Origin of the sequence: Pseudomonas sp. BC42 (assembly GCF_021560055.1) — a bacterium.
In the GTDB taxonomy this organism is placed as follows: domain Bacteria; phylum Pseudomonadota; class Gammaproteobacteria; order Pseudomonadales; family Pseudomonadaceae; genus Aquipseudomonas.
Window position 1 is genome coordinate 6,496,383 of the sequence record NZ_CP091067.1, and the last position, 22,602, is coordinate 6,518,984.

Here is a 22,602-nt window from a genome sequence, read left to right on the forward strand (position 1 = left end):
CATGCAGGTCAGGTGGGATCAGAGCGCACAACCGTCCAGGCCACAGGCCTGGAACGCGCCGTCTTGCGGGCCGGAACCGGCGCCCAGTGAGGTTTTAAGCCAGTGGGCGAAAGCCTCGGGTTTGCCCAGCCAGGGGCTGATATCGAGCAACTGATAGCGGCCATCCCGCTCCAGCACCAGGGTCGGGAAACCCTGACCGCCGACTTTGGCCAGCAGCGCGCGGCTGGTCTTTATGTGTTCATCCAGCTCAGTGGCGGTAACCCGATCCAGCGCCGCGGCGAATGCCTCGACAGCCAAGCCCAGGTCCTGCGCCAGTTCCAGCAGGACTTCGCGATCGGCAATCCGCCGGCCTTCCAGGTAATGGGCGGTCTGCAGGCGTCCCAGCAATTGCAGTCCGCGTCCATCCAGGGCCTCGGCCGCCAGTACCGCGGCAATCGGCGGCGCCGAATCGAACACCGCCGAATGGTCGCGCAGCAAGCCTTCGAAATAGGCCTGGCCGAAAGGCTGCCCGGTGTACTCGGCGATACGCCGGTCATGGGGCATGACGTAATCGCGCAGCTGTGGCGACACCGGCTGGCGGTTGCGGCCGGTCATCATGCCGCCCCCATGGGCCTGCACCGGCAACACGGCCAGGGCCGCCTGCACCAGCGGCTTGGCGCCATAGCACCAGCCGCACAACGGGTCATAGATGTAGTGAAGGGTGGCCGAGGACATGGGGGGACTCCAACAGGGTCTTGAGTATTCGATGGCACGCAGACTATGCCCCGGGCGCCAGGGGAAAAACCTCGAAATGGTTTTTAGTCTGTTGCGCGAACCGGACGAATCCCTCTGTTTGGTCCGTGTATGTGGGCAGATACGGCAGCGACACAATTAGAAACAATAGAGCCGGGGAACTATTAGATAATAATTAACGTTAGTAAATAGCACGCATTACCATTTGCATCCTTCGACTCACCTTGCTTTCGGATGCGCTCCAGATGCCTGCCCATTTCCGCCTTACGCCCCTGTCCCTGGGACTCTGCACCCTGCTGACCGCCGGTTTTGCCTGCGCCGCCAGCACCGCCCTGCCAACCACCTCCATCAGCGCCGAAGCCGAGGCCGATCCCGACGATCCCCGAGTCAAGGAAGTCAGTACCGCCACCCGCACCGCCACCGCCGCGCGCTACGTGCCCCAGGCGATCAACACGCTCAAGACCGCCAACGTGCTGGACTACGGCGTCAATGACCTGGGCCGCGCCCTGAGCGGCATACCCAACGTCAGCAGCGGCTCGGACACCCGCTTCGACAGCCTGCGGATCCGCGGCTTCGACGCCAGCAACGACTTCTATCTGGATGGCATCCGCGACGACAGCCAGTACGTGCGCGACCTGCACAACATCGAGCGCATCGAAGTGCTCAAGGGCCCGGCGGCGGTGCTCTATGGCCGTGGCAGCCAGGGCGGTATCGTCAATCGGGTGAGCAAGCTGCCGGAGTTCGGCCGCCGTTCCAGCGTCGAAGTCCAGGGCGGCAGCCAGGACCTGCGCAGCCTGTACGCCGACCTCAGTGCCGATCCGACAGAGAACCTCAGCCTGCGCCTGAACCTGGGCAACCAGGACCAGAACAGTTTCCGCGACGGCGTCAGTGGCAATCGCCAGCTGTTCGCACCGTCCATGAGCTGGCAACTCACCCCGGAGCTGAACTGGCTGGTGCAATACGAGTACAGCCGCTACAACCGCACCCCGGACCGCGGCATCACCAGCCTCAACGGGCGCCCGGCGGACGTCGGCCGCGACACCACCTACGGCGACCACCGCGACTACATCGATGACAAGTCCCAGTCCCTGCGCTCCAAACTGAGCTACGAACTGAGCGACAGCTGGCAGCTGCGCCACACCTTGGGGGTGTTCAAGCTCGACAGCGATTTCGACAACACCTACCAGACCGGCTACAACGCCAGCACCGGCAAGGTGCAGCGCCAACGCTGGCAGCAAGACCTGAAGACCCGCAACATCTACAACAACAGCGAGCTGGAAGGTCGTTTCGACACCTTTGGCCTGGAACACCGCCTGCTCACCGGCCTGGAATTCGGCAGCCAGCGCCGCGACCCGATCCTCTACAACGCCGCCACCTCGGGGCCCGGCAGCCAGGCAGTGCCCGCCGTGGACCTGTACAACCCCAATCCGTACCAGAGCCATACCGGGCGCATGCAGGTTTCCAGCAACAACCACACCGAAGTGGAAAGCCGGGCGCTCTACGTGCAGGACCAACTGCGCCTCAACGAGCAATGGCAACTGCTGGCCGGCCTGCGCTACGACAACTTCGATGTCGAGACCACCAACCGCCGCACCGGGGTTTCCGATAGCCGCAACAGTCACAGCGTCAGCCCGCGCCTGGGGGTGGTCTGGACGCCGCTGGAGCACCACTCGTTCTATGCCTCGTGGAGCAAGTCGTTCGCGCCGGTGGGTGGCGGCCTGATCGGCATCACCCCGAACGCCGCCGGCAACGGCAACGACCTGAGCCCGGAACTGACCCGGCAGAAGGAAGTCGGGGTCAAGAGCGACTGGCTGGGCGAACGCCTGAGCACCACCCTGGCGGTGTATGAGCTGGAACTCTACAACCGTCGTACCACCGACCCGCTGGACCGCAACATCATCCTCATGACCGGCCTGCAACGCTCCCGGGGTGTCGAGCTGACCGCCAGCGGCAAGCTCGTCGGCAACTGGTACCTGCGTGGCGGCATCGGCCTGCAGGACGCGGTAGTGGTCAAGGACAACAACGGCTTCGAAGACAAGCGGGTGAACAACGTGGCCAAGCGCAATGGCAGCCTGTTCATCACCTGGAAACCGGAACTGGGCTGGTACGCCGAAACCGGCCTGACCCTGGTGGGCGACCGTTACGCCGACAGCAGCAACACCGTGGTGCTGCCGGGCTACGGCCGCTGGGACGCCCTGGCCGGCTACCGGCACAAGGACTGGGACGTGCGCGCGGCGCTGAACAACATCGCCGACCGCGAGTACTACAGCTCGGCCACCAGCGCCTATCAGATCCAGCCGGGAGATCCGCGCAGCCTGGTGGTCACTGGCAACTACCGCTTCTAAAACGCCCAGCCAAAAAAAAGCGCTGCCATCCCGGCAGCGCTTTTTACAATCCGTCGTTTTCTATCCTTTGACCACATCCCACAGTGCCTGCAGTTCCGCCTCGCTGAGCAATCCAGCGGGGTAACGCTCAACGATGATCCGGCGCGGATCAGGTTCCCTGATCTGACGCGTTCCATTGGACTTCAACCATTGCGCCAGAGCCTGCAGCGACTCGTTACTCATTGCCAAGGGATGGGACGTCCGCTCGCTGACCATGTTCATTCCAGCGCTCTCTCCTGGTATCTGAGCGGCCTAACTTATCCAAGGTTTATGACAGAACAACAAATGTTCCACATGTCTCAGAATCACCACAAAGCAGATACAAGAGCTATGCCAATGTGTCGGATGGGCCGATATACGGCCATGAAAAAGCCCGCAACCCATCTGGGCTGCGGGCTCGCTGAAATGCCTCAGGAGCGATGCAACGAACGGCCTTGCACAGTCACTGTTACAACGGCACTCAAATTCGCTGTGGCGCAGGCTGTTGTTGGGTAAGGCAATGGATATTGCCGCCCCCCAGTAACAGTTCGCGCCCCGGCACCATCACCACTTCATGCTCGGGGAACAGCGCCTGGAGGATGGACTTGGCCTGAGCATCCATCGGGTCGTCAAAACTCGGCGCAATGATCCCGCCATTGACGATCAGGAAGTTCACATAGGAACCGGCCAGGCGCACGGAGGGATTGCGCTCCTGGCTACCTTGCACGGCATCGACACCGGCGCATTCCTCTTCGGTGGCATACAAGGGGCCGGGAATCGGCATCTTGTGCACCTTGAAGGTGCGGCCCTTGGCGTCGAGGGTGTTTTCCAGCACCTGCATGGCCGCCCGGCAACGTGGATAGTTGGGGTCCTGGGGGTCATCGGTCCAGGCCAGCAACACTTCACCCGGACGCACGTAGCAGCAGAAGTTATCCACATGACCGTCGGTTTCGTCGTTGTACAGGCCGTCCGGCAGCCAGACGATGCGCTCCACTGACAGATGCTCGCGCAGCACCGCCTCGATCTGCTCGCGGGACAGGTGCGGGTTGCGGTTGTGGTTGAGCAGGCATTCCTCGGTGGTGATCAGCGTGCCTTCGCCGTCGACGTGAATCGAGCCGCCCTCAAGCACGAAGCCCTCGGTGCGGTACTCCTGGCAACGCTCGATTTCCAGCACCTTGCTGGCCACCTGTTCGTCACGGTTCCAAGGCGAATACAAGCCGCCCTCGAAACCGCCCCAGGCATTGAAGCCCCAGTGCACACCGCGCACTTCGCCGCTGTGGTTGATGACGAAAGTCGGACCGGTGTCGCGGACCCAGGCATCGTCACTGGACATTTCCACGACGCGGATATTGGGCACGTCCAGGCGCGCCCGGGCGTTTTCATACTGGGCCGCGGACACCGCCACGGTCACCGGTTCAAAGCGTGCAATGGCCTTGGCCACCGCGGCGTGGGCGGCCTGGGCCGGCTTGCCGCCCAGGCGCCAGTTGTCCGGACGCTCGGGCCAAATCATCCAGGTCTGGGTCTGGGTCGCCCATTCGGCCGGCATGTAGAAACCGTCGGCGCGCGGCGTGCTGTGCAAAGTGCTCATAGTGTTCAGGACTCCAGGGAACCGTCGAGGGTTTTCAGCGCGCCATAGAGGTTCGGACGACGGTCACGGAAACTGCCCCAGGCGCTGCGGATGTGTTCGAGCTCGTCGAGGTCGAAGCGGTGCACAAGGATACCTTCTTCAGTTTGGTTGAGCTCCTGAACCTTCTCGCCGAACTGATTGGCGATGAAGGACGAACCGTAGAAGGTGATGTCGTAGCCGTCCTGCTCTTCGTTGCCGATGCGGTTGCTGGCAATCAGCGGCATCAGGTTGGCCCCGGCATGGCCCTGCTGCACACGCTGCCAGTGATCGCGGGAGGAAATGCTGCTGTCGTGGGGCTCGCTGCCGATGGCGGTGGGATAGAACAGCAGCTCCGCGCCTTGCAGGGCCATGCTGCGGGCGCACTCGGGGAACCACTGGTCCCAGCAGATGCCCACGCCGATTTTCGCGTAGCGGGTGTTCCACACCTTGAAGCCGGTATCGCCCGGGTTGAAGTAGTACTTCTCGTGGTAGCCGGGGCCGTCCGGGATATGGCTTTTCCGATAAATCCCCAGGTTGCTGCCGTCGGCATCGATGATCGCGATGCTGTTGAAGCGCGCCCGCCCGGCCAGCTCGTAGAAGCTGATGGGCAGCACCACTTGCAGCTCCCGGGCGACCTTCTGGAAGTGCGCGATGGCGACGTTGCTGTCCACCGTGGTGGCCAGTTGCAGATAGTCCGGGTTGGGCTTCTGGCAGAAGTACGGGGCCTCGAACAGCTCCTGGATGAGGATGATCTGCGCGCCCTTGGCGGCGGCTTCGCGGACCAGTTTTTCGGCGGTTTCGAGGTTGGCCTCAAGGTCCCAGGAACAGGCCATCTGGGTAGCGGCGACGGTAACGATACGGCTCATGGAACAACTCCAGGGCAATGGACGCGGTCGATGACAACGGATAGGAAAAGGACGGGGCACGACAAGGTCGCGCCTGACGACGGTCACTTTATATCCGATAAATATCGACTTAAAAAGCCATATAAATCTTGAACGTGAAAAATATCCGACAAAATACCGATAAAAATCGAGTAACCATATACACATTCGCCGGCAAGCCGGCTCCTACTGAGGCGTGTAGGAGCCGGCTTGCCGGCGAATGGAGATCAACGCAAGCGAACGACGAGCCCCTACAGATCCTCGCCCAGCACCTTGTCCAGCATGTCGACGAAGAAATCCACGCTCTGGCGCGTGGTGACCATCGGCGGCTTGATCTTGAGGATGTTCAAGTGATCGCCGGTGGGTTGCATGAAGATCCCCAGTTCCCGCAGGCGATCGCACAGCAGGGTGGTTTCCTCGGTGGCCGGCTCCAGGGTCTGGTGATTGCGGATCAGCTCCAGCCCCAGGTAGAAACCGGAACCGTGCACCGCCCCCACCAGCGAATGCCGCTCCTTGAGTGCTTCCAGGCGTTGCTTGAAGTGTTCACCCACCATCCGGGCGTTCTCCCAGAGCCCCTCCTCCTGCATCACATCCAGCACCGCGAGGCCGATGCGGCAACTGACCGGGCTGCCGCCGGATGAGGAAAAGAAATAGCCTTCGGCCTCCAGCGCCTCGGCGATCTCGCGCCGGGTGATCACCGCGCCCAGAGGCTGGCCGTTGCCCATGCCCTTGGCCATGGTGATGATGTCCGGCACCACGCCCTGCTCTTCAAAGCCCCAGAAGAACTGGCCCATGCGCCCGTAACCCACCTGGACCTCATCGGCGATGCACACCCCGCCCCGGGCCCGGACCCGTTCGTAGACGGCCTGCAGATAGCCCGGCGGCAGGGAGATGCCCCCCGCGTTGCCATACACCGGTTCGCAGATGAAGCCAGCCAACTGACGGTTCTGCTGCTCCAGCTTGTGCAACTGCTGGTCGACGCTGCGCAGGTACTGCGGTGTGCTGTCCGCGCCGCGGAACTCGCCGCGATAGGTATTGGGCGCCGTCACCGGGTGCACCCAGTCCGGGCGACTGGTGAGGGCCTGGGGGTTGTCGGCGATGGAGGTGGACACCGCATCGGCCGCCACCGACCAGCCGTGATAGGCCTCCAGCACGCTGAGCATGTCGCGCCCGCCGCTGTAGGCCCAGGCCAGGCGGATCGCCAGGTCATTGGCCTCGGTGCCGCTGTTGACCAGGAACACCCGGTCCATGGAGTCCGGCGCCAGGGCCAGCAGGCGCTCGGAGAATTCGGCGATCGCCGCATAGTGAAAACGCGAGTTGGTATTGAGCAGCGACCATTGACGCGCCGCCACGGCCGCCATGCGTGGGTGGCCATGGCCGAGCACCGCGACGTTGTTGAGCATGTCCAGGTAGGAACGCCCCTGCATGTCGATCAGGTGATTGCGCCAGCCGCGTTCGATCCGCGGCGGGTCGACGTAGTAGTGCTTCTGCGAGCGCGCAAAGCTGGCATCGCGGCGTTCCAGCAGGGTCTGTGGATCCAGCTCCGGTTCGGCATCGCAGGCCAGCCCCAGCAGCGCCGCCGGCGAGGGGCACAGGGCTTGCCAGGCCGGGGCCCGGGACGGGCTGCAAAACAGTGGCGGGTCCAGTTCGGCCCCCCGGCACAGCTGGACCCTGAGCCGGCCATCGGCCGCCACTGCGCCCAGCACCTGGCCCTTGACCAGGGCCGCGCCCGGGTGCAGGGAGGGCTCGACACCCCACAGATGCACGCTCAGGGTCGGGCCATCGAGGCGCAACAGGCCCTGCTCGCCACGGTGCAGGACCCCGGCGAACGGCGCTTCCACCGCGGTGCCCGCCGGTACTTGCAGTTGCACGTGCAGGGCGCAGGTGGAGGGCTCCTCGGCACTGTCGGGACGGGTTTGCGACAGGCGGTACTGGCCGTAACGGCTGGCGGCCAGGCCATGGGCTGCGCCGGCTTCGGCCAGCAGCCGATCATCGATCCCCGGTTGCTCCCAGTTGCCCGCTTCGAAGTGCGGGCTGAGCACGCCCAGGTCGATCAGGGCAAACTCGCGGCCCACCAGGCTCGGCAACAGCGGGGCAAAACCCTCGCTACCGATCGCAGGCAGCGACTGGCCGACGGCGCTGAGGATGGCCGCTTCCATGAACTCGAAAGACACGGAACTGGCCACCCGGAAAATTTCCCACTCATGGGCCAGGTTCGCGCGGGAATAGTCGTTGCCCGGATCGATGCTGACCTGCTGCTCGCCACTGAGCACCAGCACGGCGGCACGCGCCACGATCAAAGGCCAGAGCGCCAGCAGCTCCGCCCGTTGCAAGGGATTGACCTGGTGATAGGCCTGGATCGCCGCAAGGATGCGCAGCGGATCGCCCTCGGCGTGATGCAGCAGTGCCGCGCAGGTCACCGACAGATCGGTGATGCGCCAGGTGCGGATCAGGTCGCCAAAATCGATCACCCCCTGCAACTGCCAGTGACGCAGGGCATCGCGCTGCCAGACCACGTTGTCATCGGTGATATCCATATGGATCGCCTGCACCGGCAACTGCGCCAGCAAAGGTTGCAGCCGTCGCTCGGCCCGCTGTGCGCTGTCGGCGATCAAGGCCCGTTGCTGCGGGTCGCGGATCACCGGCAACAGATGCCCGATCAGCGCCTGGGCATGCCGCGCATCCCACTGCAGGGTGCGCTCCAGGCCCGGGTGCTGGAAGTCCGCCAGGGCCAGGTCCATCTGCCCGCAGAGCCGACCCAGGCCCGCCACCAGCTCCACGCTCAGGTGCGGCAGGTGGGTCAGGGAGCGCCCTTCTATATAGTCCAGCAGACGGACGTGCAGCGCTTGCCCGGCTATCTCCAGGGACAGCAGGTCCGCACCGTTCTTCGCCGGAATCACCCTCGGCACTCGCAGCTCGGGATGTTGCTGCAGATGCTTGAGAGCCGCGTGCTGCGCCTGCAACTCCAGGACCGAATAGTCGCCGCGACAGATCTTCAGGACAAAGCGCCCCTGGGGACAGTCGAGGCGATAGTTGAGGTCCTGCTGGCTGCCCAGGGACTGCAGGGTCCCCTGCAGGCCGTAATGGGTTTCCAGCAGGTCCAGCGCTTGCTGCGCGCTAACCTGGGGACTGGGCAGACTGGCACGGTGGATCAAGGTGGCGAGCAACATACAACGACCCCTGGAATTGTTATCGGCCGCTTATATCGCCATTGTGCAGGGCGATACGCAACCCCTCTGAGTAGTCGCAGAAGCACAAAACCGCACCTGAAAAAACTCAGCCACTGTCAATTCGTATGACGGAGTCTGTTGCACCTCAGGAGCTGTATCGACAAGCTATGCTGCACTTTTTGCGGTAAATGACCGTTTTTTGAAAACAGGCCACCCCTCATGCGCATTCTCGTCACTGGCGGAGCCGGTTTTATCGGCTCGGCTCTGATCCGCCATCTGATCCAGCACACGGAACACGAAGTGCTGAACCTGGACAAGCTGACCTACGCAGGCAACCTGGAATCGCTGCAGAGCATCGCCAGCAACAGCCGCTATGAGTTCGTCAAGGCGGACATCGTCGACCAGGCTACCGTCAGCGCCGTGCTGGCACGTTTCCAGCCCCAGGCGATCATGCACCTGGCAGCGGAGTCCCATGTCGACCGCTCCATCGACGGGCCATCGGACTTCATCCAGACCAATATCGTCGGCACCTACAGTCTGCTGGAAGCGACCCGCGCCTACTGGCAAGGCCTGCCCGAAGCGCAAAGACAGGCCTTCCGCTTCCACCATATTTCCACCGACGAGGTCTACGGCGACCTGCATGGCGTCGATGACCTGTTCACCGAAACCACGCCCTACGCCCCCAGCTCGCCCTACTCCGCCAGCAAGGCCGCGTCCGACCATCTGGTCCGCGCCTGGCAGCGCACCTACGGGCTACCGGTGCTAATCACCAACTGCTCCAACAACTACGGCCCGTTCCACTTCCCCGAGAAGCTGATCCCGCTGGTGATCCTCAACGCCCTGGCCGGCAAGCCCCTGCCGGTGTATGGCAACGGCCTGCAGGTTCGCGACTGGCTGTACGTCGAGGATCACGCCCGGGCCCTGTGCAAGGTGGTGACCGAGGGTGTGGTCGGCGAGACCTACAACATCGGCGGCCATAACGAGCAGAAGAATATCGACGTGGTGCGCGGCATCTGCAGCCTGCTGGAAGAGCTGGCCCCGCAAAAACCCCAGGGCGTCGCGCACTACGCCGACCTGATCACCTTCGTCCAGGATCGTCCTGGCCACGACCTGCGTTACGCCATCGATGCCGGCAAGATCGAGCGGGACCTGGGCTGGGTACCGGAAGAAACCTTCACCAGCGGCCTGCGCAAGACCGTGCAGTGGTACCTGGACAACCTCGAGTGGTGCCGCCGGGTACAGGACGGCAGCTACCAGGGCGAACGCCTGGGTTCCACCGACATCAAGGATCTGATTGCATGATCAAAGGCATTGTTCTGGCGGGCGGCTCCGGCACCCGTCTGCACCCCATCACCCTCGGCGTTTCCAAGCAGCTGCTGCCGATCTACGACAAGCCGATGATCTACTACCCGATCTCGGTGCTGATGCTGGCCGGCATCCGGGACATCCTGATCATCTCCACCCCCCAGGACCTGCCGCAGTATCGCAACCTGCTGGGCGATGGCAGCCAGTTCGGGGTGCGCTTCAGCTACGCCGAGCAGCCTTCGCCGGATGGCCTGGCCCAGGCGTTCCTGATCGGCGAGGCGTTCATCGGCAATGACCCGGTGTGCCTGATCCTCGGTGACAACATTTTCCACGGCCAATACTTCGGCACTCAACTGCGCAATGCTGCCAAGCGCAGCTCCGGGGCCACGGTGTTCGGCTACTGGGTCAAGGACCCGGAGCGTTTCGGTGTCATCGATTTCGACAGCGAAGGCCGCGCCCTGTCCATCGAGGAGAAACCCAAGAAGCCAAAATCCAGCTACGCGGTCACCGGCCTGTATTTCTACGACAACGACGTGGTGCAGATCGCCAAAGAGGTCAAGCCTTCGCCCCGTGGCGAACTGGAGATCACCGACGTCAACAACGCCTACCTCAAGCGTGGCGACCTGCATGTGGAACGCTTCGGCCGGGGCTTCGCCTGGCTCGACACCGGCACCCACGACAGCTTGCTGGAAGCCTCGCAGTACGTGCAGACCATCGAGCACCGCCAGGGCCTGAAAGTCGCCTGCCTGGAAGAAATCGCCTACGACAATCGTTGGATCAGCCGCGAGCACCTGCTGGAGCGCGCCGCCTATTTCGGCAAGACCGGCTATGGGCAGTACCTGTTCACTCTGGCAGGGGAGTCGCAATGAAGGTAATCCCCACCGACCTGCCCGGCGTGCTGATCATCGAGCCCAAGGTCTTTGGCGACGAGCGCGGCTTTTTCTACGAGAGCTTCAATGCCAGAGCCTTTGAAGAGGCCACTAGGGTTCGCGTGCAATTCGTCCAGGACAATCACTCCCGCTCGCAAAAAGGCGTGCTGCGCGGCCTGCACTATCAGTTGCAGAACACCCAGGGAAAACTGGTGCGCGTGACCCAGGGCGAAGTGCTCGACGTCGCGGTCGACATCCGTCGCAGTTCCCCCCACTTCGGCCAATGGGTCGCGGTGCGGCTGTCGGCACAGAACCATCGCCAGCTCTGGGTGCCGGAAGGCTTTGCCCATGGTTTCGTGGTGCTCAGCGACTTCGCCGAGTTCCTCTACAAGACCACTGATTACTACACCCCGTCCGCCGAGCGCAGCATCCGCTGGGACGACCCGACGCTCGCCATCGACTGGCAGCTCACCGAGCCGCCGCAACTGTCCGCCAAGGATCAGGCAGGTACCTTGCTGGCAGAGGCTGAAGTCTTCCCATGACCCCCCCCTTGAAAATCCTCATCAGCGGCCGGCACGGCCAGGTCTCCCGGGAGCTGCAGCAGCGACTAGGCGACCTGGGCGAGCTGGTGGTACTGGGCCGCGAGCAGCTGGACCTGAGCCACCCGGAAAAGATCCGCCAGCAAGTCCGAGCCGTGCGGCCGGACCTGATCATCAACGCGGCCGCCCACACCGCTGTCGATCAGGCCGAAAGCGAGCCGGAGCTGGCCTTTGCAATCAACGCCAGGGCCCCCGGGATCTTCGCCGAGGAGGCCAAGGCTCTTGGCGTGCCGCTGATCCATTACTCCACCGACTACGTGTTCGACGGGCGCAAGGACACGCCCTATGTGGAGGACGACGAGCCCAATCCACTGGGGGTCTACGGCCAGAGCAAACTGGCCGGCGAGCAGGCGATTCTTCAGGTTCAGGGGCAGCACCTGATCCTGCGCACCAGCTGGGTCTATGCCAGCCATGGCAAGAACTTCCTGCTGACCATGCAGCGCCTGTTGCAGGAGCGCCCCGAGCTGCGGGTGGTGGCCGACCAGATCGGCGCGCCGACCTGGGCCGGGAGCATCGCCAACAGCACTCGGGCCCTGATCGAACGCTGGCTGGCCGGCAGGCCGGGCGCCTGGGGCACCTACCACCTGACCGCCCAGGGCGAGACTTCCTGGTTCGGTTTCGCCCAGGCCATCGGCGAGCAATTGCTGGCCAACGGCAAGCCCTGCGCCGTGCTGCAAGCCATCCCCGCCAGCGCCTACCCGACGCCGGCCCCGCGGCCGTCGAACTCGCGCCTGGACTGCAGCCGCCTGGCGCGGGAATGGGGCGTGACCCAGCCTGACTGGCACAGCGCACTGCGCGAGTGTCTTGCCGAGCAGGGCTAGGCATAATGCGCCTGTATCCACAGGCGCCATTTCCATGACCGCACCCCTTCCCCGTCGTCCCCGCTGGCGCAGCCTGGCCTTGCTGGCCCTGTGCCTGGCGCCGTTGCTGTGGCCGCTGGAGCACTTGGCCGAACGCTACTACCGCAACGAGCTGACCAGTCAGAATCGCCAGACCCTCGATCTGTACGTGGCCAACCTGCTGGGCACCCTGCACCGCTACGAAGTGCTGCCGCAGATTCTCGGCGACCTGCCGGCCCTGCGTGCCGTGCTGGGCGCGCCCGACGACGGCGTGACCCAGGGCAACGCCAACCGCCTGCTGAAAAACATCAGCGCCCAGACCGGGGCCGAAGTCATGTACCTGATGGACGCCAGCGGCAAGACCCTGGCGGCCTCCAACTGGGACAAGCGCGACAGCTTCGTCGGCCGCAATTTCGCCTTCCGCCCGTATTTCAGCGAAGCCATGGCCGGTCGCCTCGGACGCTTCTTCGGCCTGGGCACCACCTCGGCCAAACGCGGCTACTTTTTCGCCGCCGCGGTGCGCGATGGCGAGCGGATTCTCGGCGTGCTGGTGGTCAAGGTCGACCTGGACCACACCGAAAGCCTCTGGGGACGGACCCCGGAACAATTGCTGCTGACCGACCACAATGGCGTGGTGATCATCACTTCGCGCCCCGAATGGCGCTTTCGCGCGACCCGCCCTTTGAGCGACGAAGAACGCCAGGCGATCGTCGCCATCCAGCCCTACCCGACCCAGGATCCGCGCCCGCTGAACCTCAATCCCGATGCCTGGCTGACCCAGACCCAGCCGATCGAGGAAACCCATTGGAGTGTCAGCATCCTCGCTCCGCGTACCCTGATCGATCGCCCGGTGCGCACCGTGGTGGCGGTCGGCGCCGCGGCGCTGCTGGCGCTGATGCTGCTGCTGGGGCTGATGATGCAGCGCCGCCGCCATTATCTGGAACGGATCGCCTTCGAAGCCAAGGCCCGGCGTGAACTGGAAATGCGCGTGGCCGAACGTACCAGCGACCTGGAAAGCCTCAACCGGCGCCTGAAACAGGAAGTGCTGGAGCGTGAAACCGCCCAGCAGGAACTGGTGCGCGCCCAGGACGATCTGGTCCAGGCCGGCAAGCTCTCGGCCTTGGGCACCATGTCGGCGAGCATCAGCCACGAACTCAACCAACCCCTGGCGGCGATCCGCAGCTACGCGGAAAACGCCGAGGTGCTGCTGGACCATCAGCGCACCGACGATGCCCGGGGCAATCTCAAGCTGATCAGCGAACTGACCGGGCGCATGGCCTCGATCATCGCCCACCTGCGGGCCTTCGCCCGACGCGATCATCACGCCCCGGAGAGCGTGGCCCTGCAGCCGGCGCTGGATGACGCCCTGGCCCTGCTGGCCAAGCGTCGCCGGGCCATGGAAGTGGAACTGATCCGCGACCTGCCGGCCGCCACCCTGTGGGTCGAGGCCGGGGAAACCCGCTTGCGCCAGGTGCTGGGCAACCTGCTGGCCAACGCCCTGGACGCCCTGACCGAAAAGGGCCCGCCGCGCAAACTCTGGCTGAGTGCCGAATCCACCGCCACGGGCGTCAACCTGTACATCCGCGACAACGGTCCCGGTTTCTGCATGGAAGCCCTGGGACGCGCCGGGGAGCCGTTCTACACCACCAAGACACGGACCCAGGGCCTGGGCCTGGGGCTGGCGATCTGCGACACCCTGATGCGCGCCTTCGGCGGCGAGCTGTCGTTCGCCAATCACCGCGAAGGCGGCGCCCTGATCACCCTGCGCTTGCGCGCCGGCGCCCCCGGAGTCAGCCTGCAGCCCTCCGAGGACCGCGGGGTATGACGCGCAGCGGCAATCACCTGGCAACCACGCCCGGCCCGGCGTTGCCGGCCACGACACGACCTGGAAAGTGAGCGATGACCCGTCCCGACAGCCTCGACCCTCAGTTGCAAGTGGTGTTGATCGACGACGATCCGCACCTGCGCCAGGCCCTGAGCCAGACCCTGGACCTGGCCGGGCTCAAGGTGCTGTCCCTGGCCGAGGCCCAGGGCCTGGCGCCGCGCCTGGAGCGGGACTGGCCGGGGGTGGTGGTCAGCGACATCCGCATGCCCGGCATGGATGGACTGGAACTGCTCAACCAGCTGCACGCCCAGGATCCGGAACTGCCGGTGCTGCTGATCACCGGACACGGAGATGTGCCCCTGGCGGTGCAGGCGATGCGCGCCGGCGCCTATGACTTTCTGGAAAAGCCCTTCGCCAGCGACGCCCTGCTGGACAGCGTGCGCCGCGCCCTGGACTGGCGGCGATTGGTCCTGGACAACCGCAGCCTGCGCCTGGCCCTCAGCGATCGCCAGGAGCTCAGTGCGCGGCTGGTGGGCCAGTCGGCGCCGATGCTGCGCCTGCGCCAGCAGATCGGCGCCCTGGCGGCGACCCGCGCCGATGTGCTGATCCTCGGCGAAACCGGCGCCGGCAAGGAAGTGGTGGCCCGCGCCCTGCACGACCTTTCCGGACGGCGCAACGGGCCGTTCGTGGCGATCAATGCCGGAGCCCTGGCCGAGTCGGTGGTGGAAAGCGAGCTGTTCGGCCATGAACCCGGGGCCTTTACCGGCGCGCAGAAGCGCCGCATCGGCAAGTTCGAATTCGCCAACGGCGGCACCCTGTTCCTCGATGAAATCGAAAGCATGAGCCTGGATGTCCAGGTCAAGCTGCTGCGCCTGCTCCAGGAGCGGGTGGTCGAGCGCCTGGGCGGCAACCAGCAGATTCCCCTGGATATCCGCATCATCGCCGCCACCAAGGAAGACCTGCGCCTGGCCGCGGACCAGGGACGCTTTCGCGCCGACCTCTACTACCGCCTGAACGTCGCCCCCTTGCGCATTCCGCCACTGCGCGAACGCGGCGAGGACGTACTGATGCTGTTCCAGCATTTTGCCGACGAGGCCAGTACCCGCCACGGCCTGCCGCTCCAGGAGCTGCAGCCCGGGCATCGTGCCCTGCTGTTGCGACACCCTTGGCCGGGCAACGTGCGCGAGCTGCAAAACGCCGCCGAGCGCTTTGCCCTGGGCCTGGAACTGGCCCTGGACAACAACGAACCGGAACATGGCGCCGTCGCCGCCCCGCCCCTGATCAGCGGCGGCTTGAGCGAGCAGGTGGAACACTTCGAAAAGAGCCTGATCGCCGCCGAAATGGCCCAGCCCCACAGCTCCCTGCGCAGCCTTGCCGAAGCCCTGGGCATTCCGCGCAAGACCCTGCACGACAAGCTGCGCAAACACGGCCTGAGCTTCGCCGACAGCGGAGCCAGCCAGCCCGGCGATGAGTCCGAATGAACCGTACCATCCACCCTTCCACCCTTGAGGCCCGTGCATGAACCGCGACAGTCGATACCTGGAATCCATCCTCCACCACGACATTCCCCTGACCCGGGACATGGGCCTGAAGGTACTCGACTGGCAGGCGCAACAACTGCGCCTGCAACTGCCGCTGGAGGCCAACGTCAACCACAAGAGCACCATGTTCGGTGGCAGCCTGTATTGCGGCGCGGTACTGGCCGGTTGGGGCTGGCTGCATTTGCGGCTCAAGGAAGAAGGGATTGAGGACGGGCATATCGTCATCCAGGAAGGCCAGATCAGCTACCCGCTGCCGGTCACCGGCGATGCCGTGGCCATCTGCCCGGCACCGGAAGACAAGGTCTGGAAGAAATTCCTTGCGACGTACCAGCGTTACGGCCGCGCCCGCCTGACCTTGCACACCCGAGTGGTCAACGCCGGCAGCGAAGAAGACGCCGTGCGCTTTGCCGGGCAGTACGTCCTGCACCGCTGACCCGTTTCGGAACCAGCTCCTACACAAAAGGTGGCAGAGGCAAGTCGCCGTGGGGCGATCAGGCGCGGGCCAGCTCCAGCAGTTTGCCGCGCCACGCCGCCTTGGCCGGTAGCGCCAGGAAGAAGCTGTTGAGCAACGACTCCCGGGGGGGATAGCAGAACGGCGCACCGGCAAGATCCAGCACTTCGCCACCCGCCCCTTCGAGCACGCCCTGGGCCGCCGCGGTGTCCCATTGGGAAGTGGGCGCCAGGCGCGGATAACAGTCGGCCGCGCCTTCGGCCAGCAGGCAGAATTTCAGCGAGCTGCCGATATTGGCCAATTGCAATTCACCCAGGGCCGCGCTCAAGCCACCCAGCAGACGCTCCTGCTCAGGACTCGAATGGCGCCGGCTGGCCACCACGGTAAAGGCCTCGCCAACACCTGGCTGCTCACGCACCCGGATCGCCTGCGGCGCCTGCCCCTGATCCACGCGCCAGGCGCCAAGGCCCGCGCCACCCAGATAGCAACGGCCATTGGTGGGCATCGATACCACGCCAAACACCACCCGCCCCTGTTCGATCAGGGCGATGTTGACGGTGAACTCTTCACTGCCGGAGATGAACTCCTTGGTGCCGTCCAGCGGGTCCACCAGCCACCAGCGCTGCCAGCCGGCACGGATGTCCTGGGGGATGTCGGCATCCTCCTCGGAGAGCACCGGGATGCTGGGGTCCAGGGCCCTGAGGCCAGCGACGATCAAGTGATGGGCCGCAAGGTCCGCGGCGGTCACCGGCGACTCGTCCGCCTTGTGGTTGACCGCCACCTCGGCGCGCCAGAACGGCAGGATCGCCTCGCCAGCGCGCAAGGCCAGCTCGGCCACCGGCGCCAATAAAGGATGGGGAAAATTCATCGAAGTCATGCTCATGCTGGAAAGGCTCCGCGCTGGCTCAGCAGGTCGCGGGTCAGGTACAGCGCGGCCAGGGCCCGGCCTTCGCTGAACTGAGGATTTTGCGCCAGGCTGGCCAGCTCGCGCAGGTTGATCTTGTCGACCCGCATCGGCTCCGGCTCATCGCCCTCCAGGCGCTCTTCATACAAGTCGGTGGCCAATACCACCTGGATCTTCTGGCTCATGTAGCCCGGGGACAACGACAGCTCGGTCAGATGCTCCAGTTGCCGCGCGCCAAACCCGGCTTCTTCCTTGAGTTCACGCTCGGCCGCTGCCAGCACATCTTCCCCCGGCTCGATCAGGCCCTTGGGCAGTGACAGCTCGTAGGCGTCGGTGCCGCCGCAATACTCCTCCACCAGCACCGCATGCTCGGCGTCGAGCATGGCCACGATCATCACCGCGCCATAACCCGCACCCTTGCCCACCAGGCGCTCATAAGTGCGCTCCACGCCATTGGAAAACCGCAACTGCACCTCTTCGACACAGAACAGACGACTGGTGGCGACGATCTCGCGGGCGAGTACAGTGGGTTTCTGGCGCATAGCGGGCTCCTTGGCGATAGCGGGTTACTATACAGGCTGTTTTCTTACCGCTGGAGAAGTGTTCAATGGCCCTGCTGCCCTGGTGCGATATCGATACCGTCCTGCTGGACATGGACGGCACCCTGCTGGATCTGCACTACGACAACCACTTCTGGATGGAACACTTGCCCCAGCGTTACGCCGAGTTGCATGGGGTCAGCCGGGCCATGGCCGAGCTTGAGCTGCAACCGCTGTTCGAACGCAATGCCGGTCAGTTGCAGTGGTATTGCCTGGACTTCTGGAGCGCCGAACTGAAGCTCCCGGTACGCGAGCTGAAGCTGGAAACGGCCCACCTGATTGCCCTGCGTCCGGATGCCGACACCTTTCTCGCCGCCATCAAGAACGCCGGCAAGCGGGTGATCCTGATCACCAACGCCCATCGTGATTCCCTGTCCCTGAAGCTGGAACGGATCGAGCTGGCGCCTTACTTCGAGCGCCTGATCAGCTCTCACGACTACGGGTTCCCCAAGGAAAATCCACAGTTCTGGGATGCGCTGCGGGCCGATATCCAGTTCGATCCGGCCCGCAGCCTGTTCATCGACGACACCTTGCCCATCCTGCGCAGTGCGCGGGATTTCGGTGTGGCGCAGTTGCTGGCGGTCAGCCGGCCGGACAGTCGCAAAGGACCAAAGGACACCGCGGAGTTCGCGGCGCTGGAGGATTACCGGGCGTTGATCGAAGGGCTGTGAGGCCCTTCACGGGCAAGCCCGCTCCTGCGCCCGGCAACGGCTCGATGGGTTACTCGGGAATGCGCAGCACCTGGCCCGGATAGATCTTGTCCGGGTGGGACAGCAGCGGTTTGTTGGCCTCGAAAATCTTGTGGTACTGGTTGGCGTCGCCGTATTGCACCTTGGCAATGGCGCTCAGGGTATCGCCCTTCTTCACGGTGACGAACACGGCGGACACCAGCACCGGGCCGGTCACGCTGATCTGGTCCTCGACACTGCCGACTCCGGCGATGTTGCCCAGGGCCAGGAGGATTTTTTCCTTTTCTTCCTGGCTCGCCACTTCACCGCTGACGATCACCTTGTCGCCTTCCACCGTGGCATGGACATTGGGATTGCCCAGGCCGACCTTTTCAATGTGCTCCTTGAGTTGCTCGCTGGCATTGGTGTTACCCGGGGTCAACAGGTCGATCAGTTTCTCGCCCGCTTCCTTCACAAAGCTGAAAATGCTCATGTCGCACACTCCTTGGTTGATAGATCCAGACGCGAAAGACTAGACCAGCCCCGGACCATGAGGTTCCCGGACGACGAGTGACCCAGGCCCGCGCCTACAGGGTAGAATCCCGGCCTTTTGCCGCGCCGGAGCGACGATGGACCTCAAGCAGCTGAAATTCCTCATCGCCCTCGACGAAACCCGCCACTTCGGCCAGGCCGCCGCGCGCTGCCACATCACCCAGCCGACCCTGTCGATGCGCTTGCGCAGCCTGGAGGAAGAACTCGACCTGCCCCTGGTCAACCGTGGCCAGCGCTTCGAAGGCTTCACCGCCCCCGGCGAGCGGGTCCTGGCCTGGGCCCGCAGCGTGATGACCGCCTATGACGGCCTGCTGGCCGAAGCCGCAGCCTGCCGCGGCAGTCTGGTGGGCACCCTGCGTCTGGGGGTGGTGCCGCTGTCGAGCTTCGATCCGCTGCCGCTGCTGCAGCACCTGCACGCCGAACACCCGAACCTGCGCTTTGAACTCTCGTCCCTGAGCTCGGAGCAGATCCTCGAACAGCTGGCGAGCAATCGCCTGGACCTCGGCGTGTCCTACCTGGAGCGCCTGGACAGCGAGCTCTTCGACTCCCTGCCCCTGGAACCCACCCACATGGGCCTGCTCTATGACCAGCGGCATTTCAGCTTCGGCGAACACCCCCTGAGCTGGGAGTCGCTGATCGAACTGCCCCTGGGCCTGCTCACCAGCGGCATGCACTTTCGCCAGTCCATCGACCATCACTTCCACATTCGCGGCCTGCAGCCACAGCCACTGCTGCAGACCGACGCGGTCCATCAGCTGCTGCGCCTGGTCCACGGCGGCCTGTGTTGCGCGGTGATGCCCCTGGACAGCGGTCTGGAGATCCTCACCGAGCACCTGCGGCTGCAGCCGATCGCCGACGCCCAGACCCTGGCCCGCCTGGGCCTGATCATGCGCCGCAGCGCGCCACGCTCGGCCCTGGCACAAGCCTGCTTCGATCTCTACCGGCAATCCTTCCCCGGCCCTTGATCGACGCCATCTATCAATAGATCAGTACTAGCAATTAGACGCGACACAATGCCGCGCTTAGTCTTGGGACCCGATGGCCGCCGGCCCCTCACCCATGCCAGCCCCGGCAACTCCCGCACCCGCACTCGACGCCAGCCAGACCCACTGCATCCTTGAGCGCCCGTTAGCGGATGACACCAGCCAGGCCGCGCAATGGCCGCGTCATCACTGCCTCAACCCTGCCCACCTGCCGCAGAACCGTGCGCCGCGGGTCCACAGCCCCGCGTTGGAGAATCCCCAGTGAGTACACACCACCAAGCCGATCAGACCCCCGTAGCCCGCTACAAGCCCTACAAGGGCCCGGCCGGTGGCTGGGGCGCCCTGATCAGCGTGGCCCAGGCCTGGCTGACCAGCGACAACGCCCTGAAGAACATCCGCATGATGCTCAAGACCAACCAGAACGGCGGCTTCGACTGCCCGGGCTGCGCCTGGGGCGACTCGCCGGAAAGCGGCATGGTCAAGTTCTGCGAGAACGGCGCCAAGGCGGTGAACTGGGAAGCCACCAAGCGCCGGGTGGACGCGGCCTTCTTCGCCAAGCACAGCGTCACCTCCCTGCTGGAACAAAGCGACTACTGGCTGGAGTACCAGGGCCGGCTGACCGAGCCAATGCGCTACGACGCCGACACCGACCGCTACCGGCCCATCAGCTGGGAAAACGCCTTCAACCTGATCGCCCAGCACCTGCACAACCTGCCCAGCCCGAATATGGCCGAGTTCTATACCTCGGGCCGGGCCAGCAACGAAGCGGCGTACCTGTATCAGCTGTTCGTCCGCGCCTACGGCACCAACAACTTCCCCGACTGCTCGAACATGTGCCACGAAGCCAGCGGCGTGGCCCTGGCGCAAAGCGTCGGAGTCGGCAAGGGCACCGTGACCTTCGACGACTTCGAACACGCGGACGCGATCTTCGTCTGGGGCCAGAACCCCGGCACCAACCACCCGCGGATGCTCGAACCGCTGCGTGAAGCGGTGAAGCGCGGCGCCCAGGTGGTCTGCATCAACCCGTTGAAAGAGCGCGGCCTGGAACGTTTCCAGCACCCGCAGAACCCGCTCGAAATGCTCACCAACGGCAACCGCCCGACCAACACCGCCTACTTCCGCCCGGCCCTGGGCGGCGACATGGCGCTGCTGCGGGGCATGGCCAAGTTCCTCCTGCAGTGGGAACGCGATGCGCAGAAAGCCGGCGCAGAATCGGTGTTCGACCACGACTTCCTCAACGCCCACACCGCCCATGTGCTGGATTACCTGGGCACCCTCGACGACACCCCGTGGGAGCAGATTGTCGAGCAGTCCGGCCTGACCCTGGTGGAGATCGAGCAGGCCGCGCGCATGTACGCCAAGGGCAAGAACGTGATCATGTGCTGGGCCATGGGCATCACCCAGCACCGCCACTCGGTGCCGACCATCCAGGAAATCGCCAACCTGATGCTGCTGCGCGGCAACATCGGCAAGCCCGGTGCCGGCCTGTGCCCGGTGCGTGGCCACAGCAACGTGCAGGGCGACCGCACCATGGGCATCAACGAACGCCCGCCAGTGGCCTTCCTTGACGCCCTGGAGCGGCGCTTCCAGTTCAAGGTGCCGCGGGACAATGGCCACAACGTGGTCGAGGCGATCCACGCCATGCTCGAAGGCCGCTCCAGGGTGTTCATCGGCCTGGGCGGCAACTTCGCCCAAGCCACTCCGGACAGCCCGCGAACCTTCCAGGCCCTGAGCAACTGCGACCTCACCGTGCAGATCAGCACCAAGCTCAACCGCAGCCACCTGGCCCACGGCAAGGACGCGCTGATCCTGCCGTGCCTGGGCCGCACCGACATCGACCAGCAGGCCGGCGGCCCGCAAGCGGTGACCGTGGAAGACTCCTTCAGCATGGTTCACGCCTCCAATGGCCAGTTGCAGCCACTGTCATCGCAGATGCGCTCCGAGCCGTGGATCGTGGCCGGTATCGCTGCCGCGACCCTGGGCAGCCAGCCGGTGGACTGGAACTGGCTGGCTGCGGATTACGGGCGCATCCGCGACCTGATCGCCGACACCATTCCCGGCTTCAAGGACTTCAATGAACGGCTCAAGCACCCGGGCGGGTTCTACCTGGGCAACAGCGCCGGTTCGCGCCAGTGGAACACCCCTTCGGGTCGGGCCAACTTCCGCGCCAACCTGCTGCCCAAGGACCTGATCCACGAACGCACCCGGGCCACCGGTCAACTGCCGGACCTGATCCTGCAATCGATGCGCTCCCACGACCAGTACAACACCACCATCTACGGCCTCGATGACCGCTACCGCGGGGTCAAGGGCCAGCGCGACGTGCTGTTCGCCAACGAAGCGGACATCATCCGCCTGGGCTTCAAGCCGGGGCAGAAAGCCGACATCGTTTCCCTGTGGGATGACGGCCGCGAGCGTCGGGTCAAGGGCTTCACCCTGCTGGCCTTCGACATTCCAGCCGGCCAGGCCGCAGCCTACTACCCGGAAGTGAACCCACTGGTGCCCCTGGAAAGCACCGGCGACGGCAGCCATACACCGACCTCGAAGTTCATCGCCATCCGCCTGGAGGCGGCCAGCGACAATGGTCTGATCATGGCTCGCTCGGCCTGATTCCTGCCTTGAGGGCCTCTTCGCTGGCAAGCCAGCTCCTACGGTTAGCGCGTGAATCGCAGGAGGCGGCTTGCCGGCGACAGCCCCTCCACGCGCCTGAAC

At 64.6% G+C, this 22,602-nt stretch carries 19 protein-coding genes and 1 pseudogene; 12 read left to right on the forward strand and 8 right to left on the reverse strand.

All coding sequences use genetic code 11. From position 1 onward, the window contains the following. Positions 1–18: 18 nt before the first annotated feature. A complete protein-coding gene (locus L1O02_RS29360; RefSeq protein WP_060837067.1) occupies positions 19–714 on the reverse strand; it encodes a DsbA family protein in 696 nt (231 codons plus the stop codon). A 263-nt stretch (positions 715–977) separates the two neighbouring features. Here L1O02_RS29360 and L1O02_RS29365 point away from each other — a divergent pair, with 263 nt between their 5' ends. Beyond that, positions 978–3,077 carry a TonB-dependent siderophore receptor gene (locus L1O02_RS29365; RefSeq protein WP_235759227.1) on the forward strand — a complete coding sequence of 700 codons (2,100 nt, stop codon included), beginning with the start codon at positions 978–980 and terminating at the stop codon, positions 3,075–3,077. Between the two features lie 60 nt (positions 3,078–3,137). On the opposite strand, the gene L1O02_RS29370 is transcribed toward L1O02_RS29365, so the two are convergent. The 4 genes from L1O02_RS29370 to L1O02_RS29385 form a co-directional block, all read right to left on the reverse strand. Continuing rightward, complete coding sequence (locus L1O02_RS29370; protein ID WP_016963613.1) at positions 3,138–3,338, reverse strand: hypothetical protein; 201 nt, start codon at positions 3,336–3,338, stop codon at positions 3,138–3,140. Positions 3,339–3,576: 238 nt separating this feature from the next. Further along, positions 3,577–4,683, reverse strand: a complete 1,107-nt coding sequence (gene aguA / locus L1O02_RS29375; protein ID WP_060837065.1) for an agmatine deiminase — start codon at positions 4,681–4,683, stop codon at positions 3,577–3,579. Between the two features lie 5 nt (positions 4,684–4,688). Further along, the gene (aguB, locus tag L1O02_RS29380) at positions 4,689–5,567 is read right to left on the reverse strand and encodes an N-carbamoylputrescine amidase (protein ID WP_016963615.1); all 879 of its coding nucleotides are present in this window, start codon (positions 5,565–5,567) and stop codon (positions 4,689–4,691) included. Between the two features lie 269 nt (positions 5,568–5,836). Further along, entirely contained in the window at positions 5,837–8,755 is a 2,919-nt protein-coding gene (locus tag L1O02_RS29385; protein WP_108545853.1) for an aminotransferase, read from the reverse strand. Between the two features lie 219 nt (positions 8,756–8,974). Here L1O02_RS29385 and rfbB point away from each other — a divergent pair, with 219 nt between their 5' ends. From rfbB to L1O02_RS29420, 7 genes are all read left to right on the forward strand, one after another. Beyond that, a complete protein-coding gene (gene rfbB, locus L1O02_RS29390) occupies positions 8,975–10,057 on the forward strand; it encodes a dTDP-glucose 4,6-dehydratase (protein ID WP_108545852.1) in 1,083 nt (360 codons plus the stop codon). Beyond that, the gene (rfbA, locus tag L1O02_RS29395) at positions 10,054–10,929 is read left to right on the forward strand and encodes a glucose-1-phosphate thymidylyltransferase RfbA (RefSeq protein ID WP_060842189.1); all 876 of its coding nucleotides are present in this window, start codon (positions 10,054–10,056) and stop codon (positions 10,927–10,929) included. The genes rfbB and rfbA overlap by 4 nt, the downstream gene beginning before the upstream one ends. Further along, positions 10,926–11,471, forward strand: coding sequence for a dTDP-4-dehydrorhamnose 3,5-epimerase (gene rfbC / locus L1O02_RS29400; RefSeq protein WP_108545851.1), 546 nt, complete (start codon positions 10,926–10,928; stop codon positions 11,469–11,471). Before rfbA ends, rfbC begins: the two co-directional genes overlap by 4 nt. Then, positions 11,468–12,349: a dTDP-4-dehydrorhamnose reductase gene (gene rfbD / locus L1O02_RS29405; protein WP_108545850.1), complete on the forward strand. Its 882-nt coding sequence runs from the start codon at positions 11,468–11,470 to the stop codon at positions 12,347–12,349. The genes rfbC and rfbD overlap by 4 nt, the downstream gene beginning before the upstream one ends. A 34-nt stretch (positions 12,350–12,383) precedes the next feature. Beyond that, positions 12,384–14,192, forward strand: a complete 1,809-nt coding sequence (locus L1O02_RS29410) for an ATP-binding protein (RefSeq protein WP_060837059.1) — start codon at positions 12,384–12,386, stop codon at positions 14,190–14,192. Between the two features lie 74 nt (positions 14,193–14,266). Next, complete coding sequence (locus tag L1O02_RS29415) at positions 14,267–15,673, forward strand: sigma-54 dependent transcriptional regulator (RefSeq protein ID WP_060837058.1); 1,407 nt, start codon at positions 14,267–14,269, stop codon at positions 15,671–15,673. Between the two features lie 37 nt (positions 15,674–15,710). After that, positions 15,711–16,166 carry a YiiD C-terminal domain-containing protein gene (locus L1O02_RS29420; RefSeq protein WP_060837057.1) on the forward strand — a complete coding sequence of 152 codons (456 nt, stop codon included), beginning with the start codon at positions 15,711–15,713 and terminating at the stop codon, positions 16,164–16,166. Positions 16,167–16,224: 58 nt separating this feature from the next. Here L1O02_RS29420 and cysQ read toward each other — a convergent pair whose 3' ends face one another. Continuing rightward, positions 16,225–17,052, reverse strand: coding sequence for a 3'(2'),5'-bisphosphate nucleotidase CysQ (cysQ, locus tag L1O02_RS29425; RefSeq protein ID WP_108545849.1), 828 nt, complete (start codon positions 17,050–17,052; stop codon positions 16,225–16,227). Between the two features lie 11 nt (positions 17,053–17,063). After that, a complete protein-coding gene (gene nudE / locus L1O02_RS29430) occupies positions 17,064–17,630 on the reverse strand; it encodes an ADP compounds hydrolase NudE (protein WP_060837055.1) in 567 nt (188 codons plus the stop codon). 65 nt (positions 17,631–17,695) lie between these two features. Here nudE and yrfG point away from each other — a divergent pair, with 65 nt between their 5' ends. Continuing rightward, positions 17,696–18,358, forward strand: coding sequence for a GMP/IMP nucleotidase (yrfG, locus tag L1O02_RS29435; RefSeq protein ID WP_060837054.1), 663 nt, complete (start codon positions 17,696–17,698; stop codon positions 18,356–18,358). A gap of 49 nt (positions 18,359–18,407) precedes the next feature. Here yrfG and lysM read toward each other — a convergent pair whose 3' ends face one another. Beyond that, positions 18,408–18,848 carry a peptidoglycan-binding protein LysM gene (gene lysM, locus L1O02_RS29440; RefSeq protein WP_060837053.1) on the reverse strand — a complete coding sequence of 147 codons (441 nt, stop codon included), beginning with the start codon at positions 18,846–18,848 and terminating at the stop codon, positions 18,408–18,410. 136 nt (positions 18,849–18,984) lie between these two features. Here lysM and L1O02_RS29445 point away from each other — a divergent pair, with 136 nt between their 5' ends. The 3 genes and pseudogenes from L1O02_RS29445 to L1O02_RS29455 all read left to right on the forward strand — a co-directional run bounded on the left by L1O02_RS29445 (position 18,985) and on the right by L1O02_RS29455 (position 22,500). After that, positions 18,985–19,872 (forward strand): LysR family transcriptional regulator, encoded by an 888-nt coding sequence (locus L1O02_RS29445; RefSeq protein WP_060837052.1) that lies wholly within the window; start codon positions 18,985–18,987, stop codon positions 19,870–19,872. Between the two features lie 184 nt (positions 19,873–20,056). Next, positions 20,057–20,155, forward strand: a pseudogene (locus L1O02_RS29450) (sulfurtransferase FdhD); the annotation flags it as partial. Further along, positions 20,152–22,500: an FdhF/YdeP family oxidoreductase gene (locus L1O02_RS29455; RefSeq protein ID WP_108545848.1), complete on the forward strand. Its 2,349-nt coding sequence runs from the start codon at positions 20,152–20,154 to the stop codon at positions 22,498–22,500. The pseudogene L1O02_RS29450 and the gene L1O02_RS29455, both read left to right, overlap by 4 nt. Positions 22,501–22,602: the final 102 nt, after the last annotated feature.

Excerpts from the sequence above, each read along its gene's own strand:
- L1O02_RS29360 (WP_060837067.1), bottom strand. The coding sequence starts at position 714 with ATGTCCTCGGCCACCCTTCACTACATCTATGACCCGTTGTGCGGCTGG.
- L1O02_RS29365 (WP_235759227.1), top strand. The coding sequence starts at position 978 with ATGCCTGCCCATTTCCGCCTTACGCCCCTGTCCCTGGGACTCTGCACC.
- L1O02_RS29370 (WP_016963613.1), bottom strand. The coding sequence starts at position 3,338 with ATGAACATGGTCAGCGAGCGGACGTCCCATCCCTTGGCAATGAGTAAC.
- aguA (WP_060837065.1), bottom strand. The coding sequence starts at position 4,683 with ATGAGCACTTTGCACAGCACGCCGCGCGCCGACGGTTTCTACATGCCG.
- aguB (WP_016963615.1), bottom strand. The coding sequence starts at position 5,567 with ATGAGCCGTATCGTTACCGTCGCCGCTACCCAGATGGCCTGTTCCTGG.
- L1O02_RS29385 (WP_108545853.1), bottom strand. The coding sequence starts at position 8,755 with ATGTTGCTCGCCACCTTGATCCACCGTGCCAGTCTGCCCAGTCCCCAG.
- rfbB (WP_108545852.1), top strand. The coding sequence starts at position 8,975 with ATGCGCATTCTCGTCACTGGCGGAGCCGGTTTTATCGGCTCGGCTCTG.
- rfbA (WP_060842189.1), top strand. The coding sequence starts at position 10,054 with ATGATCAAAGGCATTGTTCTGGCGGGCGGCTCCGGCACCCGTCTGCAC.
- rfbC (WP_108545851.1), top strand. The coding sequence starts at position 10,926 with ATGAAGGTAATCCCCACCGACCTGCCCGGCGTGCTGATCATCGAGCCC.
- rfbD (WP_108545850.1), top strand. The coding sequence starts at position 11,468 with ATGACCCCCCCCTTGAAAATCCTCATCAGCGGCCGGCACGGCCAGGTC.
- L1O02_RS29410 (WP_060837059.1), top strand. The coding sequence starts at position 12,384 with ATGACCGCACCCCTTCCCCGTCGTCCCCGCTGGCGCAGCCTGGCCTTG.
- L1O02_RS29415 (WP_060837058.1), top strand. The coding sequence starts at position 14,267 with ATGACCCGTCCCGACAGCCTCGACCCTCAGTTGCAAGTGGTGTTGATC.
- L1O02_RS29420 (WP_060837057.1), top strand. The coding sequence starts at position 15,711 with ATGAACCGCGACAGTCGATACCTGGAATCCATCCTCCACCACGACATT.
- cysQ (WP_108545849.1), bottom strand. The coding sequence starts at position 17,052 with ATGAATTTTCCCCATCCTTTATTGGCGCCGGTGGCCGAGCTGGCCTTG.
- nudE (WP_060837055.1), bottom strand. The coding sequence starts at position 17,630 with ATGCGCCAGAAACCCACTGTACTCGCCCGCGAGATCGTCGCCACCAGT.
- yrfG (WP_060837054.1), top strand. The coding sequence starts at position 17,696 with ATGGCCCTGCTGCCCTGGTGCGATATCGATACCGTCCTGCTGGACATG.
- lysM (WP_060837053.1), bottom strand. The coding sequence starts at position 18,848 with ATGAGCATTTTCAGCTTTGTGAAGGAAGCGGGCGAGAAACTGATCGAC.
- L1O02_RS29445 (WP_060837052.1), top strand. The coding sequence starts at position 18,985 with ATGGACCTCAAGCAGCTGAAATTCCTCATCGCCCTCGACGAAACCCGC.